18 protein-coding genes, 1 tRNA gene and 1 riboswitch are annotated in these 17,673 nt (G+C 38.2%); of the genes, 18 read left to right on the top strand and 1 reads right to left on the bottom strand.

The window, feature by feature from the left end:
• The first annotated feature begins 126 nt into the window (after positions 1-126).
• From C7381_RS05270 to thiD, 6 genes are all read left to right on the top strand, one after another.
• A complete protein-coding gene (locus C7381_RS05270; protein WP_116480164.1) occupies positions 127-1,491 on the top strand; it encodes an MATE family efflux transporter in 1,365 nt (454 codons plus the stop codon).
• Positions 1,492-1,729: 238 nt separating this feature from the next.
• A riboswitch (TPP riboswitch) is annotated at positions 1,730-1,818 on the top strand.
• A gap of 62 nt (positions 1,819-1,880) precedes the next feature.
• Entirely contained in the window at positions 1,881-2,435 is a 555-nt protein-coding gene (gene thiT / locus C7381_RS05265; protein WP_116480163.1) for an energy-coupled thiamine transporter ThiT, read from the top strand.
• Positions 2,425-2,961, top strand: coding sequence for an energy coupling factor transporter S component ThiW (gene thiW, locus C7381_RS05260; RefSeq protein WP_116480162.1), 537 nt, complete (start codon positions 2,425-2,427; stop codon positions 2,959-2,961). The genes thiT and thiW overlap by 11 nt, the downstream gene beginning before the upstream one ends.
• A 41-nt stretch (positions 2,962-3,002) precedes the next feature.
• Positions 3,003-3,731 carry a hydroxyethylthiazole kinase gene (gene thiM, locus C7381_RS05255; RefSeq protein WP_116480161.1) on the top strand — a complete coding sequence of 243 codons (729 nt, stop codon included), beginning with the start codon at positions 3,003-3,005 and terminating at the stop codon, positions 3,729-3,731.
• 2 nt (positions 3,732-3,733) lie between these two features.
• Positions 3,734-4,369: a thiamine phosphate synthase gene (gene thiE, locus C7381_RS05250; RefSeq protein ID WP_165803605.1), complete on the top strand. Its 636-nt coding sequence runs from the start codon at positions 3,734-3,736 to the stop codon at positions 4,367-4,369.
• Entirely contained in the window at positions 4,362-5,156 is a 795-nt protein-coding gene (gene thiD / locus C7381_RS05245) for a bifunctional hydroxymethylpyrimidine kinase/phosphomethylpyrimidine kinase (protein WP_116480159.1), read from the top strand. Before thiE ends, thiD begins: the two co-directional genes overlap by 8 nt.
• Before the next feature lie 294 nt (positions 5,157-5,450).
• Here the strand turns inward: thiD and C7381_RS05240 are convergent, their stop codons facing one another.
• A complete protein-coding gene (locus C7381_RS05240) occupies positions 5,451-6,008 on the bottom strand; it encodes a DJ-1 family glyoxalase III (RefSeq protein ID WP_116480158.1) in 558 nt (185 codons plus the stop codon).
• 260 nt (positions 6,009-6,268) lie between these two features.
• Here C7381_RS05240 and C7381_RS05235 point away from each other — a divergent pair, with 260 nt between their 5' ends.
• From C7381_RS05235 to C7381_RS05180, 12 genes are all read left to right on the top strand, one after another.
• Positions 6,269-6,448, top strand: coding sequence for a hypothetical protein (locus tag C7381_RS05235; protein ID WP_034548225.1), 180 nt, complete (start codon positions 6,269-6,271; stop codon positions 6,446-6,448).
• An 87-nt stretch (positions 6,449-6,535) separates the two neighbouring features.
• Positions 6,536-7,195: a hypothetical protein gene (locus tag C7381_RS05230; protein ID WP_116480157.1), complete on the top strand. Its 660-nt coding sequence runs from the start codon at positions 6,536-6,538 to the stop codon at positions 7,193-7,195.
• Between the two features lie 15 nt (positions 7,196-7,210).
• Positions 7,211-8,326, top strand: coding sequence for a phosphodiester glycosidase family protein (locus C7381_RS05225; RefSeq protein ID WP_116480156.1), 1,116 nt, complete (start codon positions 7,211-7,213; stop codon positions 8,324-8,326).
• Positions 8,327-8,404: 78 nt separating this feature from the next.
• Entirely contained in the window at positions 8,405-9,898 is a 1,494-nt protein-coding gene (locus tag C7381_RS05220) for a DUF1846 domain-containing protein (RefSeq protein ID WP_116480155.1), read from the top strand.
• Between the two features lie 131 nt (positions 9,899-10,029).
• Positions 10,030-10,114 (top strand) — tRNA-Leu (locus C7381_RS05215).
• Between the two features lie 735 nt (positions 10,115-10,849).
• Complete coding sequence (locus C7381_RS05210; protein WP_116480154.1) at positions 10,850-12,109, top strand: FTR1 family iron permease; 1,260 nt, start codon at positions 10,850-10,852, stop codon at positions 12,107-12,109.
• A gap of 13 nt (positions 12,110-12,122) precedes the next feature.
• On the top strand, positions 12,123-12,791 hold the full coding sequence (locus C7381_RS05205) for an iron transporter (protein ID WP_245893766.1): 669 nt from the start codon (positions 12,123-12,125) through the stop codon (positions 12,789-12,791).
• Between the two features lie 52 nt (positions 12,792-12,843).
• The gene (locus C7381_RS05200; protein ID WP_185117043.1) at positions 12,844-14,085 is read left to right on the top strand and encodes a DUF2318 domain-containing protein; all 1,242 of its coding nucleotides are present in this window, start codon (positions 12,844-12,846) and stop codon (positions 14,083-14,085) included.
• Between the two features lie 7 nt (positions 14,086-14,092).
• Positions 14,093-15,367 (top strand): ABC transporter permease, encoded by a 1,275-nt coding sequence (locus C7381_RS05195; RefSeq protein WP_034547668.1) that lies wholly within the window; start codon positions 14,093-14,095, stop codon positions 15,365-15,367.
• The gene (locus C7381_RS05190) at positions 15,354-16,502 is read left to right on the top strand and encodes an ABC transporter permease (RefSeq protein ID WP_116480153.1); all 1,149 of its coding nucleotides are present in this window, start codon (positions 15,354-15,356) and stop codon (positions 16,500-16,502) included. The genes C7381_RS05195 and C7381_RS05190 overlap by 14 nt, the downstream gene beginning before the upstream one ends.
• On the top strand, positions 16,502-17,188 hold the full coding sequence (locus C7381_RS05185) for an ABC transporter ATP-binding protein (protein ID WP_034547663.1): 687 nt from the start codon (positions 16,502-16,504) through the stop codon (positions 17,186-17,188). Before C7381_RS05190 ends, C7381_RS05185 begins: the two co-directional genes overlap by 1 nt.
• Positions 17,139-17,615 carry an FMN-binding protein gene (locus tag C7381_RS05180; protein ID WP_245893764.1) on the top strand — a complete coding sequence of 159 codons (477 nt, stop codon included), beginning with the start codon at positions 17,139-17,141 and terminating at the stop codon, positions 17,613-17,615. The genes C7381_RS05185 and C7381_RS05180 overlap by 50 nt, the downstream gene beginning before the upstream one ends.
• The last annotated feature ends 58 nt before the right edge of the window (positions 17,616-17,673 follow it).

The raw sequence follows: 17,673 nt of genomic DNA, 5'->3' as shown, positions 1-17,673 counted from the left end.
TCCATTAGCTATAATTATACACCAAAATTATTTTTTTTGTAACACTATAATTATTGAAATATTATATTTTCTGTGTTAAAATTATTTTAATTAGGATAACGAAATGTTTTATAGGGAGGTTAATAAATGAATTCTAAAAAAGTTGTTAACATGCTTGAGGGGCCGTTACTCGGACCTATTTTTTTATTTGCAATGCCACTTTTTATCACATCGGTTTTGCAACTCGCATTCAATGCGGTCGATATAATAGTAGTTGGAAAGTTCACAGGTCACCACGCACTCGCTGCGGTTGGCGCAACAGGTCCTGTTATAAATCTATTGGTAACTATGTTTATGGGTATTTCAATCGGCGCCTCGGTTATAATGGGGCAAAATGTCGGAGCGAGAGATTTTAAAAACGCACAGGACACTCTCCACACCGCAATAGGCATTTCAATTCTCGGAGGCATACTCGTTTTATTTGCGGGAATTTTTACTGCGATGCCGCTTCTAAGACTCATGCAAACGCCGCCGGAAGTAATTGAACTTTCGGGCGAATATTTAAAAATTTATTATATCGGTATGCCGGGATTTATGGTCTACAACTTCGGCTCCGCACTTTTGAGGGCAATCGGCGACTCGAGAAGGCCTATGTACTTTTTGACAATCTCCGGAGTTTTTAATGTTATTTGTAATCTCATTTTTGTTATAGTTTTTAAAATGGGCGTTGCAGGTGTTGCAATTGCAACCGCTATTTCGCAATATATCGCAGCGGCTCTTATTGTTGCAAGCCTTCTAAAAGCGGACGGATATATGAAACTCTCATTCGACAAAATCCGAATCAGCAAAGACAAGGCGCTCGGCATGATGAAGATCGGTCTTCCGGCAGGATTTCAAGGTGCGCTTTTCTCAATTTCAAACATTTTAATTCAATCGGGCATAAACTCTTTCGGCTCGGTAGTTATGGCTGGAAATACCGCAGCGGGAAACCTCGAAGGCTTTGTTTATATGGGAATGAACGCGGTTTATCAAACCTCGCTTTCGTTCACATCGCAAAATATGGGCGCAAAACAATACGACCGTGTGAAAAAAATATTCTGGACATGCGTAAGAGTTGTAATAGTTGTGGGACTTGTTCTCGGAGTCGGCGCATGGATTTTTGGGGACAAACTTTTGAGGCTCTACACCGACGAACCGGAAGTAATAAAATATGGTGTCGAAAGACTTGGAGTTGTAAGTGCGACATATTTTCTTTGTGGCATTATGGACACGATGGTCGGTGGACTTCGCGGAATGGGCTATTCAATCACTCCGATGATTATAAGCTTGACTGCGGTTTGTATTTTAAGAATGATTTGGATTGCAACGATTTTTCAATCGATTCACACTCCGGTCATACTTTATCTGAGCTATCCTGTCAGTTGGACAGTTGCTGCAATCGGAAACTATGTGAACTATTTGTATGCGATGAAAAAGCTCGACAAAATGAAAGCGGAAGAGGCTACTGCATAGCAATTTTTAAGCATTCGGGCAATTCTTTTAAATATAATATATTGAATAAAAAGCTCACATAAGTGGGCTTTTTATATTTAAAAAAATTTGAAATCCGTTCGATAATAACGCTTTTTACATTCCTTTACATTTCATTTTATTTAATGTATAATGGATTTATGTGGTTAATCCACGGGAATTATTTTTCATTATCGGCATGATGCACGCCGTGTCCAAAGGACAAAAGCATCGAAAATTTACTTATCACTGGGGGTGCCTTCGGGCTGAGAGATACCCTATGAACCTGAACCGGGTAATGCCGGCGGAGGGAAGTGGACAAGGTTTGACCTCTTTTTTTCTGTGCAGGTTCCCCGGGAATCTTCAGTGATTGGAATAAGGAGGTTTTTTTAATGAGTAAAAAGATGAATACTCAAATTTTGGTTGAAGGCGGCATTATGGTCGCACTTGCATTTGTTTTGGGAGAAATTAAACTTTTCAAATTACCGCAAGGCGGATCCGTCACTTTGGGACTTATGATTCCTATTATTTTTTATTCTCTAAGACATGGAGTTAGTGCAGGCATTCTTGCAGGTGTTGTTTTGGGACTTCTTAAACTCGCTCTCGGCGGCTATTTCGTAACTGTACCGCAAGTTGTTTTAGACTATCCTATTGCATTCGGTGCACTCGGACTTTCGGGAATTTTTTCAAAGCAATTCAAGGAAAAGAAATCAATCGTTCCGGTATTTTGCGGAACATTTGTCGGAGTTTTGGGAAGATTTATCGCAGCAGTCCTTTCCGGAGTTATTTTCTTCGCAGAATATGCAGGAGATATGAATCCGTGGTTATATTCCATCGAATACAACGGCACATATCTCGGAATCGAACTTGCAATTGCAGTTGTGGTAATATTTGTTTTAAGAATGTTCATCACAAAGAATTTGACAGGTGAAAAAATTGGCAGATAAAAAAATCAGCACAAAAAAATTGGCACTTGCAGGCGTTTTAATCGCAGTGGCAGTTGCGGGAAGCACATTCTCATTCCCAATCGCAGGAAGCAAATGCGCACCGGTTCAACACTTTGTAAACGTTGTCGGCGCTGTATTTTTGGGACCGGTTTTAAATGTTTTAGTTGCATTTATCGCATCTTTAATAAGAAATCTCGCAGGTCTCGGCAGCCCTCTTGCATTTCCGGGTTCAATGGTCGGCGCTCTACTTTCGGCGCTCGTGTTTAAATATTCTAAAAAGTTGTTACCGACTCTCGTGGGGGAAGTTTTTGGAACCGGAGTTTTGGGCGGAATGCTTTCTTATCCGATTGCAATTTGGTTTATGGGAAAAACTGCCGCACAAATCGGCGTTTTCACATTTGTAGTTCCGTTTTTGGTATCTACAATCGGTGGCTCAATCATCGCAGGCATCACATTGTTTGCACTTAAAAACACCGGAGCCGTAAATTTTAATAATATTAATGACAAAAATTACAGACAAATTTAAATAGAGCCCCGCCACGGGGCTTTATACATATGGGGTGAGAAATGAAAAAATATTTTATACATGCAATTACAAATTATGTTTCGATATATAATGTCGCGGCAATCATAAAGGCGGTGGGCGCATATCCGATTATGGCGGATGATTTTCACGAAAGCGCATCGATTACAAAAAATGCCGACGCTCTTTATATAAATCTTGGCATGTTAAACGAGAACAAAAAAATTGCGATGAAAAATTCAATTCGGGTGGCGAATGAAAAGGGCATTCCGATAGTCGTCGACCCGGTCGGAATCGGTGCAAGCGAATATAGGCGTGAGTTTTTCTTTGAAATTTTAAAGGAGATAAAGTCGGGGGTTATTAAAGCGAACTTGAGCGAAATTCTTTCCATATATAACGACGAAAAAAGTCACGGCGTGGACAACGAGCACGAGATGAGCGAAGATGAAAAAATAAAAACGCTTCAAAAGCTTTCAACGAAGTATGGTATAATATTTGTAATGACAGGCGAGGCGAACATTGCGGCGGACGGAAACGAATTTGTGAAAGTTTCGGGTGGAAGCGAGATGCTAAAAAACATTGTCGGCTCCGGTTGTATGCTCGGCGGAATTGTTGCTGCAAGTGTTTCGAAGGGGCTGAGTCTTAAAAGTGTTAAAGAGGCACTCGAATGTTCACGTGATGCGTCACTTTTGGCGGAGAAGAATAAGAAATGCGGACCGATGGAATTTTTAAATGAATATATAGATTCGGTTCATAAAAATAGGGAGGAATAAATTTGGATTTAAAATTGTATGGAATCACCGACCCACGGTGGACAAAAAATGACGACGAGTTCTTTGACTCAGTTCGAAAAGCTTTGGGAGGTGGAGTTACAATACTGCAGCTCAGAGAAAAGGACACGCCGTACGAAGAATTTCTCTTTAGAGCAAAGGAAGTCAAAAAAATTTGCGACGAATACAAAGTGCCGCTCATAATAAACGACAATGTGGAAATTATGGAAGCGGTTGACGCCGCAGGTGTTCACTTGGGAAGAAGCGATGCATCGATAAAAGAAGTCCGAAAGAAATATCCGAAAAAAATTATAGGCGCAACGGTTAAAACTATTTTGCAAGCGATACTTGCAAAGGCAGCTGGTGCAAGCTATTTCGGAGTGGGTGCTGTGAATCCGTCGTCGACAAAGAGTGACGCTGTGCCAATTGATGTTAAAAGATTAAATGAAATCGACGAAGCGGCGGGCGTACCGATTGTCGCAATCGGCGGAATAAATCTCGAAAATATGGAGAATTTAAGCGGAGCAAGGATTGACGGCATTGCCGTGAGCGAAGCGATTTTTGGAAGCAAAGACGTGGAAGAGAGCGCACGACTTTTGAAGGAAAAATTTTTGAAAATAACGAGGAGACATCATGCATAAATCACTTACAATTGCGGGCTCAGATTCGTCGGGCGGCGCAGGCATACAAGCGGATTTAAAGACGATGACCGTGCTTGGCGTTTACGGAATGAGCGCCATCACGGCTTTGACCGCACAAAACACAACGGGCGTTCAATCGATTTTCGAAGTTACGCCGAAATTTTTGGAAGAAGAACTCGACTCGATTTTTACGGATATATTTCCGGACAGCGTAAAAATCGGAATGGTTTCGAATGCGGATTTGATTCGAGTGATTTCGAAAAAACTTAGAGAGTACAACGCAAAAAACATTGTCGTGGATCCGGTCATGGTTTCGACAAGCGGCTCAAAGCTGATGGCGGACGGAGCGAAGGACACACTTTTTTCGGAGCTCTTCAAAGTCGCCGACATCATCACGCCGAACATTCCCGAAGCGGAAGCACTCACCGGACAAAGTATAAAATCAAAAGACGACATGGTCAAAGTGGCGAAAAAAATCGGAGAATTTTTCGACGGATATATTCTTTTGAAGGGTGGACACAGCATCGACGATGCTGACGATCTTCTCTATAAAAATTCGGAAAAAATCTGGATAAAGGGCGAGCACATCGAAAATCCGAACACACATGGAACAGGTTGTACACTTTCAAGTGCAATCGCATCGTATCTCGCAATGGGTTACGACGTTCCGGAGTCGGTGCACCTTGCAAAAGAATTTATCACAGGTGCGATAAGCGCAAAGCTGGACTTGGGAAAGGGCAGAGGTCCCTTGAATCACATGTGGAAAATGGGTTCCGAAAATTTATAGAAAATTTCGGGAGTGAATTCGAAAAAAATACGAAAAATTTCGGGAAAACTCGGGAAGCGTTCGAAAAACATTCGAAAAATTTCGGGAAAATCCTTAAATCACTCTCAAACAATTCAAAACTTGTTCGAAACTTTTAAGAGAATTTTTTGAAACGGTTCGAACACAAACACACAAACAAAGTGCCACAAAATATACACAAAAAAAGCATCGACAGGGATGCTTTTTTATTGCAATTATATTTTAAATTAAATCGCATAATGTTTATGCTTTGAAAAACATTATTATATAGTAGAACTAGATATCATACAAAATATTACTTTTAATTTCTTCGAACTTTTTCTTTCCGTAGATTTTCTTAACGATTTTGAGAGCAAAGTCCGTTGCGATTGCAGGACCTCTTGCAGTTATGATGTTTTCATCGACAACAACGCGGTCGTTTTGATATTTCGCCGATGGCATTTCATCTCCGAAGCCCGGATACGAAGTTGCGTTTTTGCCGGAGAGTATCCCCGCTTTTTCGAGAACAATAGGGCCGGCACAAATTGCGGTGACAAGTTTTTCGTCTTCGTACATGATGTTTATTAGATTTATAACTTGATTGTTGTCTCTGAGACTCGTTGCCCCCGGAAGACCACCCGGAATTATAATCGCCGTTAAAGTTTCAGCGTCGAGCTCATCTATAAGGCAGTCTGCTTTAACAGTCACACCTTGTGCACTTTTTACATTCAAATCTCCGGTTGTTGAAACCAAAATTGCGGACTTTTCTCCGCCCACTCTTCTTATATAATCAAGAGGAGTCAATGCTTCGATAGTTTCAAAACCATTTGCCAAAAGAATACATACTTTTTCCATAAATCTCACCTCGCTTTATATATACCCATTTATAATTTTCGAGAAATAACTTGTGCCGCGAATCACAAATTGATATTAAAATAACGAAATATATGACAACCTTGTAACCTTTGTGGAAAAATTTTCAAATTTATGTGAAAGTGTAATCATTTTGTTAAAGTTGATTGTCATCTGAGGGTATATAATTATTGAGCAAGAGATGGGGGCAAGATATGAGAATTGCTTCCCATATAATAATAAAAATTTTTTGGAGGTATATTATGTTTAACAGAATGATTAGTGAAAGAAGAGAAATGTTCTCTTCAAGAGAAGAAAATAGAATTATGGATATCATTGAAGCAGGTCCTATGGCAAAATATGGTGCATACGATTTATCATCTGAAATTAATTATGTAAATCCATGGGATGTAACAAAAAAGGACGAAGTAAAAACAATATAATTTATAATTTTGCGATTAGTTAAAAAGAGCTTTCGGGCTCTTTTTTCTTTTGCGTAAATATATGTTATAATAAGATGAGGTGATTTTGTGAGGGCATTTATACCGAACATAATAAATTTGGGACTTGCGTTTTTGTTTATCGATTTGAGGCAGCGTGGAGAAATTTCAACGCCGGTGATGATTGGACTCATAGCTTTGAGCTTTGTGGTTGTGAACGCTTTATATTTTTATTTAAAGAAATATTTTGTCTCAAAGAGAGTGAGAGAACTTAAAAAATTCGGATATTTGCTGGATGAAAATCCTGAGGAGTATTTAAAGAAAGTTGATGAAAATCTTTCCGGGGCGAAGGAATATGAACTCGACTATCTTACTCTTCACAAGGCAAACGTGCTTCACAAAATAAACAGAGATGCTGAAGCGATTGAAACGCTCAGTTCTCACATGCCGCTTTTTCTTGACGACAACAATAAAGCCATTTACTTTAACAATTTGGTCGGCCTTTATTTAAAGCAAAATGATTTTAAAAATGCAAAAAAGATTTTTGAATCGAACAGAGATCTTTTGGAAAAGTTGGAAATAAATCCGTCATTCGGATTTTCAATTCTTGTAAATAAGGCGTCGATTTTACTTAATCACGGCGACAAAAAAAGAGCTGAAAAAGCAATAGATGAGGCGAGAAAAATTGCTCCGAGCGAAAAATCGCAAAGAGAAATAGACGAGATGAAGAGAAAGTTTTTAGAAAAATAATTTTAGGGGGTTAATATGAAGAGATTAAGATTTGTATTTGCAGTTGTTTTTGCATTACTTTTTACAGTCAATGCACAGGCGAAAGTAGAAGTAAAAAATGTGAACATTGGCGGCAGAAATGCTAATGTTGTTACAGTTGATTTGAACAAAGAAGTAAAACTTAGAGTTTCAAAACCGAACAACAAGCAAGTGGGAACCATGAATTTTAAAACATTCATTAACAACTACGGCGCAAAGGCGGCTATTAACGGAAACTATTTTGAGGCATACAAGGGTGGCAAATTTCCATACGGCACACAAATGAAAAATGGACAAATGATCAATATGGAAGGGAAAAATGCAAACCTTATTGTGTTTGACGACTACAAAGCAAAAATTGTACACGGCACTTTTAAATATTTCGGATATCTAGACGGAAAGAAAAAGAATGAGTGGAACAATGCAACGAACGCTATGGACTTCAATGTTTTCAGCGTTTGGTATGTAAATGTTGCACCGAACGACACAAGCGGAGTATATATCTTCAATCAGTTCAGAAATGTTCCAACAAATTTTAACGGTGGATTTGTGGTCACAGTGAAGGGCGATGTTGTTCAAAAAGTCGCACCGGGAAACGGCAAAGCGGAAATTCCAAAGGACGGCTACCTCATTTATTATGGAAAAGACGCTGCGGATGAAAACTATGTAAAGGCACGCTTTAAACCGGGAAGAAAAGTAGGACTTGATCTTATGCTCACAAAAGATACGGCTGATGGAACGGTTGAAACAAGCACATTTAAATACGGGGAAGAAGAAATTTCGTTCTCGAAAGTAACGGATATTATGTCGGCGGCTCCAATGCTCATTGAAAACGGTAAATCTGTATGGGAAAAATCGGTCAAGGGTATGGAAGCTAAGATGACACAAGGTGCAGGTGCAAGAAGTCTCATCGGAATAAATAAAAACAACCAACTTGTCCTTGTTACAACTTCGGGCACAATGGCACAATGTGCAAATATTATGGCGGGTCTAGGATGTACGGACGCTTTCAATCTTGACGGCGGTGCATCGAGTGCACTTTTTGCAAACGGCAGATATTTAAGAAATGCGGGAAGACAGCTCAACACAGTTTTATTAATACAACAAAAATAAAAAAATGTGGTTTTGTAACCACTTTTTTTATTGTATAAAGAGAAATCGTGTGGTAAAATTATATGAGAGGTGATATGCATGGAGATTGGATTTTCTAATGAAAAATACATTAATGAACAAACGGATTTTATTTTGAAGAGAGTTTCGAGATTTCAAAAGCTTTATTTGGAATTCGGGGGCAAACTCTTTGGCGACAAACACGCAGCAAGGGTTCTTCCGGGTTACGATGAGGACATAAAGACGACATTGCTCGAAAAAATGAAAGATGAAATGGAAGTTATTGTAACAATTCATGCGCAAGATATTATTTCGAACAAATTGAACAACAATACCGGTTTGACCTATGAAAAAGAGTGTATAAGACTCATTGAAAGGCTCAAAAAAAGAGGTATAAAAATAAATTCGGTAGTTATAAACAGATATAAAAAAGATGAAAACGTAGACAGATTTGCAGCGCTTTTGAGAGGAAGCAACATGCCGGTCTATCTTCACGAAACAACAGAAGGCTTCCCGAGTGACGTTGACAAAATTCTTTCTGAAGACGGATTTGGAAAGCACCCTTATGTTGAAACGACGAGAAAAATCATTGTCGTGACGGGACCGGGACCGGGAAGCGGAAAGATGACAACTTGCCTCAGCCAACTTTATCATGAATATAAACGCGGCGTGAAGGCGGGATATGCGAAGTTTGAAACATTCCCGGTGTGGAATCTTCCTTTGAAGCACGAACTCAATCTTGCTTATGAAGCTGCGACTGCAGATTTGAGCGACGTCAACCAAATCGACCCGTTCCACTTGGAAAGCTACGGCGAAGTTTCTGTAAACTACAACAGAGATATTGAAGCATTTCCGATTTTAAAAAAGATTTTGGACCGCATAATGGGAGAAGAATTTTACAAATCTCCGACGGACATGGGGGTAAACAGAATAAAATCGGGAATAATTGACGAAGAAGTTGTGAAGGAAGCATCTAGGCAAGAAATTATTCGCAGATATTTGAAGGCGCTTTTTGTGTTTAAAGTTACGCATCAAAATGAACCGGAAATGCAAAGAATAAAAAGGCTGATGGAAGAGCTGAACCTAAAAGTTGAGGACAGAAAATCACTCGTAGCTGCGAGAGAAAAGAAAGAAAAACTCATGAGTGAGTCGAACTTCAGCGGCAATGTGACGGCAATCGAAATTGAAGACGGCACGATCATCACCGGAAAAGACAGCGAACTTATGGACTCTGCAGCAGCCTCGGTTTTAAATGCATTGAAACACATTTCGAACATTCCGGACGATTTGCACCTCATAGACAAGGCGATTTTAGAACCGATAAAAGAAGTGAAGGGCATTATCGAAAAGAAAAACGGACCCGTTCTTAATGTTGAAGAAGTTTTGATTTGTCTTGCAACGTCGAAAATGTTCAACCCGAGTGCAAGAATATGTATTGAAAATCTTGCGAAACTTCGCGGACTTCGCGGACATTCGACCGGAATGCTTAATATAACGGATATCGACATCTTTAGAAAACTTGACATCGATCTAACAAGCGACTACAAAGACAGAGGCGAAATTATAAAACTGTAAAGATTTGATTAGATATAAAAAATGCGGTACAATTTGTTGTATATTGTACCGCAGACCTTTTTGGTTGATAGGCGATGGAATTTTGACAGAAATTTTATTGTATGTATGAAGTAAAAAATAAATATAATTATGCAGATATGGCGAAATTGGCAGACGCGCACGGTTCAGGTCCGTGTGTCTCACGACATGCGAGTTCGAGTCTCGCTATCTGCACCAGAAATGAAGTCGCAGTTAAAAACTGTGGCTTTTTTATTTATACATAAATCGAACGAGCAGTTCCGCCCGGACCGAAAAGACACACGGTTCAGCAGATGATTTCAACCAATCGCAATTGCTCATTCTGAGCAATCGCTCTTGGGAAATCAGTTGCAGCTGACCTACTAAGATTCGCCGACAAGTCGGCTCATCAAGTTAGGTCATGCACGTCCGTGTGTTTTATAACATGCGAGTTCGAGTCTCGCTATCTGCACCAAGTAAAGCTACGAATGAAAAATTCGTGGCTTTTTAATTTTGCAAAGTTTGAACGAAGAGTTCCGACCGGACCGAAAAGACACACGGTTCAGCAGATGATTTCAACCAATCGCAATTGCTCATTCTGAGCAATCGCTCTTGGGAAATCAGTTGCAGCTGACCTACTAAGATTCGCCGACAAGTCGGCTCATCAAGTTAGGTCATGCACGTCCGTTGTGTTTTATAACATGCGAGTTCGAGTCTCGCTATCTGTAATTTAAAATATTAATATGTCTTTTAAAATTAACACTTTTACCTTCAATCATATGTGCTTTGAATCACAGTTCTTACAACATTTGCTTTTTTTTGAAAGGTCAAGGGAAATGTGTTGACTTTAAAAATATTAAATAGTATAATGTTAGCAGCGGCTAATTAAAAAATAGCTGAAAAAAATTATTCAAAAATAATTGAATTTACAAAATTTTTTCGAAAGGAGGAACTATGAAAAAGTTAACCATTTTTTTGGTGATATCATTAGTTTTTCTAATGTCTATTACGTCTGTCTTTGCAACTAAAAAATACAAGGACTGGGAAGATGTAAGCAAGGACATGGAGGTAATTTTAAGAGACGCCATTAAGATTTATGAAGCTGGTGGCCCGGATGCCGGTAAAAAAGGCTATGACAAAATCAACGAAGCTTATTTTAAATTTTATGAAAAATTAGGCTTTGAAAAAATTGTTATGTCACAAATTTCTGGAAAGCGTGGGTCAACCGTTGAAAACCAATTTTATTTGGCAAGAAAATCGATGCGTCAAAATGAAGATGTCGATGTTGTCAAAGACGAAGTCGAAGTATTGATCAGATACTTACACGAAGATGCTAAGACTTTAGACGGAATGAGAGGTAAGAACACATCTGGCTGGGGAGTTTTCTTCAGTGTATTAGGCCTAACCTTAAGGGAAGGTCTTGAAGCAATTTTGATTGTTGCGGCCCTTGTTGCATACCTTAAAAAGACAAATAATTTGAAATATGTAAAGGGCGTTTATGTCGGTGCAATTTTAGGTATTGTGGCATCAATAATTCTTGCAATTATATTTAATATCATCGCTAAAAAATTCGGCGCTGACAGCAGCGGTATGGGTCAAGAAATTTTTGAAGGATTCGGAATGTTCTTGGCAGTTATTGTTTTGTTCTACGTATCCAACTGGATGTTATCAAAATCCGAAGTGGAAGTTTGGAACCATTACATCCAATCAAAAGTTGAAAGCTCAATTACAAAAGGCAGTGCAATGGCTTTGGTATTCAGCTCTTTCTTAGCAGTTGCCCGTGAAGGCGCAGAATTGATTATTTTCTTCCAAGGTATGAGAGAAAATATTTCCAATAACCCAAGCTACATGTGGGGCGGCTTAGCATGTGCAATTGTAGTACTTGCAATTGTATACGTGTTAATCACTAAGATGAGTGTAAGACTTCCATTAAAACCATTCTTCACCTTTACTTCTATACTGATGTTTGTACTTTGCATTTCATTCATAGGAAAAGGTGTTTATGAATTCCAAGAAGCTGATCTTATCGGCAGAACAATAATTCCATGGATGAATGGATTTACAATCGACATCTTAGGAATTTATGATAGGGTTGAAACCCTCTTACCACAAGTTATTTTACTAATAATAACTATTATAACAGTTATTGTCCAAATTAGACGTAACAGAATTAAAAGAGCAGAACTCGAAAGAGATTATGCAAATAAGAACTAACAGGAGGTTTATTATGAGTTCAAAAGTTAAAAGATTATGTGTATTAGCAGTTGCAGCTACGATGCTTGCAACCTACGGATGCAGCAAGCCATCAAAACCGGCTGATGAAAACACAGCTAAAGTTGAAGACAAAAAGACTGAAGACACAAAAGCTGAAGACACAAAAGCTGAAGACAAAAAAGATGTTGCAGCTCCTGGTGAAGATGCAGGATTCGACGAATTCCCAATTGGTGACGAACAAGAATCAGGCCCTCTAGCAGTTGCTGGTGTTTATTTCCAACCGGTAGACATGGAACCGGCTGGCAATTCATTGTCAAAAGAAGAAGCTGACTGCCATATCGAAGCTGATATTTCAGCAACAGATGAAGGTGCAAAACTTGGTTACGGTGCAGGCGACTTTGTTCCTTGGTTAAATGTTAAAGCCTATATTCAAAAGAAGGGCTCAGATAAGGTTCAAGAAATTGCTTTCATGCCAATGAACGCATCGGACGGTCCACACTATGGTGCTAATATGAAATTTGAAGAAGGTCTCGGAACATACAATGTTAAATTCGAAATCTCTGCTCCAGGAAACGACTATCTCTTACACGTTGACAAAGAAACAGGTGTAACAGGAAGATTCTGGACAGAACCAATTGTCATTGAATGGCCGGAATTTGAATGGACAGGTCCAAAGTGGTAGAAAGACTGGAAATGGCTTCGCGCCATTTCCTTCTTGTACATAGGAGGGTTTTATGTTAAAGATATTTATTAAAGTAATGGAAGCGGGCATAGGATTCTCGTTTATAATAGGTCTGGCACTTGGATATCTAAGTACAGAAAATTTCAAAAACAAATATAAAATTATTTTTGGCACAGTCTTTATGGGCACTCTTGCGGCAATTATTTCTTCAATTCTTAGAGAAATTCCAAATTTTGTCAACAGGAGCTCCCTATCATTTTGGTCAATGGTACCAATAGTAATTGCTCTTATCGGAATTATTGTCTTTTATTTTCTAAAAGAAAAGTCCAATATTTATAAAAATGTTTTTGTCGGTTTTTTGTCCTTGTATATTATAGCCTCATTTTTTTATTATATGCCAGCCATTTTTGTCCAGTTAAACAACTTTGTTTATTATGGAGAATCTGCTGTGTCCACTATGGTTTTATATAGAATTATCGGTTATGTTTTTGCAGTTGTCCTTATGATTTTATCGGGCCTTGCAATTTTTAAAACCATCAGGCGGGTTGGCAAAAATCACAGGGATAAAATTTTATTGATTTCTTTTTTAATTTGGGGAATTAATCAAATTTTTATTGTTCTTCAAAGATTATATGCAATTGACATCCTGCCAAGAAATGCAAGATTATTCAATACAATTGCTTGGGTAATAAATCACGCAAATTTCATCGGCTTTAGTCTTATGATTTTTTTAATTATCCTACCGATAATCTTATATGCTAATAATGTTAAAGTTAAAGAAACTTTTAAAAATCCAGCTGAGCTCAGAAAAAAGAAATATCACATGAGATGTAATAGAAATTTAGCAAAATTTTTCTTGGCCTTAGTTGCAATTAATGTTTTTAGTTTGACTTATATAAGGGCTTATTCTGGTCGTGATATTGCACTCTCAGAACCAGAAGAATATGTAATTGATAATGATATGATTATTGTCCCTCTATCTGAACTTGAAGATATGAGACTACATCGTTATCAATATACAGCGGCTGATGGAGTTCAAATGAGATTTTTCCTAATTAAAAAATCCCAGGGTTCTTATGGTGTTGTCCTTGATGCCTGCGAAATTTGCGGGCCATCCGGTTATTATGAACGTGGCGATGATGTCATTTGTAAATTGTGCGATGTTGTTATGAATCGTGGTACAATCGGTTTTAAGGGCGGATGTAATCCAATTCCTATTCCATACATTGTCCATGATGAAAAAATTAAAATCAACACGCAAGATCTTGATGCTAATAGCTTTGTATTTAAGTAGGTGAGTTATGTTTTTTAGAATGATTAAGGGTGCAATCTTCAGGCAAAAGAAAAAAATGGCCATGATTGCATTTGTCGTAATGCTTGGCACTTGCCTTTCAACAGGCATGCTTAATACCATGCTTGGCATCGGCGACAAGGTTAATAGAGAATTAAAGGCTTATGGAGCAAATATAAATGTTGTTCCAAAAGAGTCTTCCATGCTTGATGATATTTATGGAATCGGTGAAGACAGTCAAAAAAATTATTTAAAGGAAGATGAACTTGGTATGATAAAAACCATTTTCTGGTCTTTTAATATAGTTGACTATACGCCGTATTTAAATATCAATGCAAAAGTTGGCGGAGATTCAACAAGGGTTGTTGGTACATGGTTTTACAATCACATGGACCTCCCAACAGGTGAATCACTCGATACCGGCATGAGAAAATTAAAAACTTGGTGGAACATCGAAGGCGAATGGATCGAAGATGCTGACACAGACAAGGCCATGGTCGGTACTGTCTTTGCTCTTAGAAACAATTATAAACTTGGCGATAAAATTAAAATCGAAGGTTCTGCTGCGACAAAAGAATTTGAAATCGCAGGTATTTTCGATTCAGGCAGCGATGAAGATTCGCATATTTATCTTCCATTAAAAGCAGCCCAAGAATTGGAGGGAGTATCAAATGTTGTTTCTCGTGTTGAGGTTTCTGCCCTAACAACTCCTGATAATGATTTAGCAAGAAAGGCTGCACGAAATCCAAAGTCTCTTACCATTAAAGAATGGGAAGTTTGGTATTGCACAGCTTATGTAAGTGCAATTTGCTATCAAATTCAAGAGGTTATGACTGATTCAATTGCAAAGCCTATTAGACAGGTTGCAGAAAGTGAAGGAGATATTTTAAATAAGACAACTTTATTAATGGTTTTAATTACCGCCCTCAGTTTAATTGGTTCTGCTCTTGCAATTTCTAATCTAGTAACAGCATCTGTTATGGAAAGACGCGCTGAAATTGGCTTGCAAAAAGCAATTGGTGCCAATAACACAAGAATTATTACAAGAATATTGGTTGAAAATATTACCACAGGTATTATGGGTGGAATTGTTGGCTATTTCATTGGACTTGGACTCACTCAAATAATTGGTATAACAGTTTTTGGTTCCGGCATTCCGCCAACACCAATGGTAATACCGATTGTAATTATATTAATTTTACTGGTAATTGTTTTGGGTTCTATTCCAGCCATTAGATATTTGCTCAAACTCAATCCAACGGAGGTGCTTCATGGAAAGGGCTAAAACAAAAAATATAAAATTCTTTTGGAAGATGGTTGAGTCATCAATAGGAAGAAGAAAGGCCCGTATGCTTACTGCCCTTCTCGCCATTGCTATGGGAGCAACAATTCTTTCAGGGCTTGTTACAATCTATTATGATATCCCAAGACAATTGGGCAAGGAATTTAGAAGTTACGGGGCAAATATGATTGTCATTCCAAAATCACAGGATGATAAGATTGACGATAAACATATTGATGAAATTAAAAAGCTTGCAGGTGATAAACTCGTGGGCATTGCTCCTTATATTTATCAAAACGCAAAGATCAATGAACAGCCGTTTGTCATTGCAGCCACAGATTTTGATGGCTTAAAAAAGAACAGTCCCTTCTGGCTTGTCGATGGTGATTGGCCTAGCGAAAAAAGAACTGTTATGATTGGCCATGAAATTTCAAAAAAACTTGACTTAAAAATTGGAGATCCTTTCGTATTGAGTACTCCAAAGGAAAATTCACAAGAAATGAGAGACAACGATTTTACAGTCTCTTCAATTGTAACAACTGGCGGTAAAGAAGAAGATTTAATATTTATGTCCATTGAGGATATTAGATCCATTATGGGAAATTTAAATATCAATATTATCGAATGTTCAATCGATGCAAACAGCGAAGAGTTGCAAGCAATTGCAGATAATATAAACAAAATCGATAGCACTGTTAGTGCCAGACTTGTTAAAAGGGTTACTGAATCTCAAGGCGCAGTCCTAGAAAAACTCCAGGCCCTTGTATGGATTGTTACAATCATTGTTTTATTTATTATGATGATTTGTGTTAGTACAACCATGATGGCTGTTGTCGCTGAAAGAAGAAAAGAAATCGGCCTTAAAAAAGCCTTGGGTGCCCACAATAAATCAATCATTTATGATTTCTTAGGCGAAGGATTTTTACTTGGTCTAATGGGCGGAGCCCTGGGATCCTTGCTCGGATATTTATTTGCAAGCGAAGTTTCCAGACGCGTCTTTGCAAGAAGCGTAAACTTTTTATGGGCCCTCGTTCCAGTTACAATCATCGCTTCAATAGTAATTACAATTGTGGCTTGCATTATACCGGTTAAAACTGCAACTGCAGTTGATCCAGCACTTGTATTAAGGGGGGAATAATGAACATACTAGAATTAAAAGATATTTCAAAGATATACGGCGATTTAAAAGCACTAGATAAAATAAATTTAAATGTAGAAAAAGGCGAATGGGTTTCAATCATGGGTCCATCAGGCAGCGGAAAGACGACAATGATGAATATCATCGGCTGTATGGACAAGCCTTCTATCGGTGAAGTTTTGCTTGAAGGAATTGACATTTCAAAATTAAATCAAAAGGAATTGACCGAAATTAGACGGGATAAGATTGGCCTTATCTTCCAACAATTCCACTTGGTTAACTATCTAACAGCCTTAGAAAATGTTATGATGGCCCAATACTATCACTCAATGGTTGATAAGGAAGAAGCCTTGCAAGCTCTTGAAAGCGTTGGATTAAAAGATAGGTACAACCATTTGCCAAACCAACTTTCAGGCGGCGAACAACAACGTGTTTGTATTGCCCGCGCTCTCATTAATCATCCCTCCCTCATCTTAGCAGACGAACCAACAGGAAATTTGGATGAAAAGAATGAAATGATTGTTATGGACATTCTAGAAAGACTCCACAACAATGGTTCAACAATTATAGTTGTTACCCACGACCAAGAGGTTGGTGTGGAAGCAGAAAGAATAGTTTATCTCGAACATGGAAGAATTGCTAGAGAAGAGAAACAAAAGAGACAAAGGCCAATTTTGGAGGTTTAATATGAAAAAAACTTTACTATTAATTGCAGCTGCCTTATTATTAACAGCCTGCGGCAATAAGGATAACAATGCTAGCACTGATGGATACAAAGATGGGACCTACCACGGAGAAAGTCAAATTGATGAATGGGGTGGCAAGGTTACAACAGATATCACTGTTAAGGATGGGAAAATTGTTGAAGCAAGCTTAAAAAATCTACTTGCTGACGGAAGTGAAAAAGATGAAAATTATGGAAAGGCCAAAGAAGGGGCAACCAACCCAGGTCTTTATAAGATTGCCCAAGCTGCAGTTAAAAATTCTCAAGAATATCCAAAACTTTTAATTGAAAAGGGAAAGATTGAAGATGTTGAGGCTATCTCTGGTGCAACTACTACATTTAAATCTTTCACAGAAGCTGTAAACGATGCATTGAAGGATGCAAAATAAATTTATATTAAAATTATCTATAGTGAAAAATTGACTATAGATATTTTTAATTAGCCTT

It is taken from the genome of Ezakiella coagulans (assembly GCF_003096635.1).
Lineage (GTDB): Bacteria > Bacillota > Clostridia > Tissierellales > Peptoniphilaceae > Ezakiella > Ezakiella coagulans.
Note: the sequence above shows the minus strand (reverse complement) of the source record. Positions and strands in the feature narration are given on the sequence as shown.

Excerpts from the sequence above, each read along its gene's own strand:
- C7381_RS05270 (WP_116480164.1), top strand. The coding sequence starts at position 127 with ATGAATTCTAAAAAAGTTGTTAACATGCTTGAGGGGCCGTTACTCGGA.
- thiT (WP_116480163.1), top strand. The coding sequence starts at position 1,881 with ATGAGTAAAAAGATGAATACTCAAATTTTGGTTGAAGGCGGCATTATG.
- thiM (WP_116480161.1), top strand. The coding sequence starts at position 3,003 with ATGAAAAAATATTTTATACATGCAATTACAAATTATGTTTCGATATAT.
- thiD (WP_116480159.1), top strand. The coding sequence starts at position 4,362 with ATGCATAAATCACTTACAATTGCGGGCTCAGATTCGTCGGGCGGCGCA.
- C7381_RS05240 (WP_116480158.1), bottom strand. The coding sequence starts at position 6,008 with ATGGAAAAAGTATGTATTCTTTTGGCAAATGGTTTTGAAACTATCGAA.
- C7381_RS05235 (WP_034548225.1), top strand. The coding sequence starts at position 6,269 with ATGTTTAACAGAATGATTAGTGAAAGAAGAGAAATGTTCTCTTCAAGA.
- C7381_RS05225 (WP_116480156.1), top strand. The coding sequence starts at position 7,211 with ATGAAGAGATTAAGATTTGTATTTGCAGTTGTTTTTGCATTACTTTTT.
- C7381_RS05220 (WP_116480155.1), top strand. The coding sequence starts at position 8,405 with ATGGAGATTGGATTTTCTAATGAAAAATACATTAATGAACAAACGGAT.
- C7381_RS05210 (WP_116480154.1), top strand. The coding sequence starts at position 10,850 with ATGAAAAAGTTAACCATTTTTTTGGTGATATCATTAGTTTTTCTAATG.
- C7381_RS05205 (WP_245893766.1), top strand. The coding sequence starts at position 12,123 with ATGAGTTCAAAAGTTAAAAGATTATGTGTATTAGCAGTTGCAGCTACG.
- C7381_RS05200 (WP_185117043.1), top strand. The coding sequence starts at position 12,844 with ATGTTAAAGATATTTATTAAAGTAATGGAAGCGGGCATAGGATTCTCG.
- C7381_RS05195 (WP_034547668.1), top strand. The coding sequence starts at position 14,093 with ATGTTTTTTAGAATGATTAAGGGTGCAATCTTCAGGCAAAAGAAAAAA.
- C7381_RS05190 (WP_116480153.1), top strand. The coding sequence starts at position 15,354 with ATGGAAAGGGCTAAAACAAAAAATATAAAATTCTTTTGGAAGATGGTT.
- C7381_RS05185 (WP_034547663.1), top strand. The coding sequence starts at position 16,502 with ATGAACATACTAGAATTAAAAGATATTTCAAAGATATACGGCGATTTA.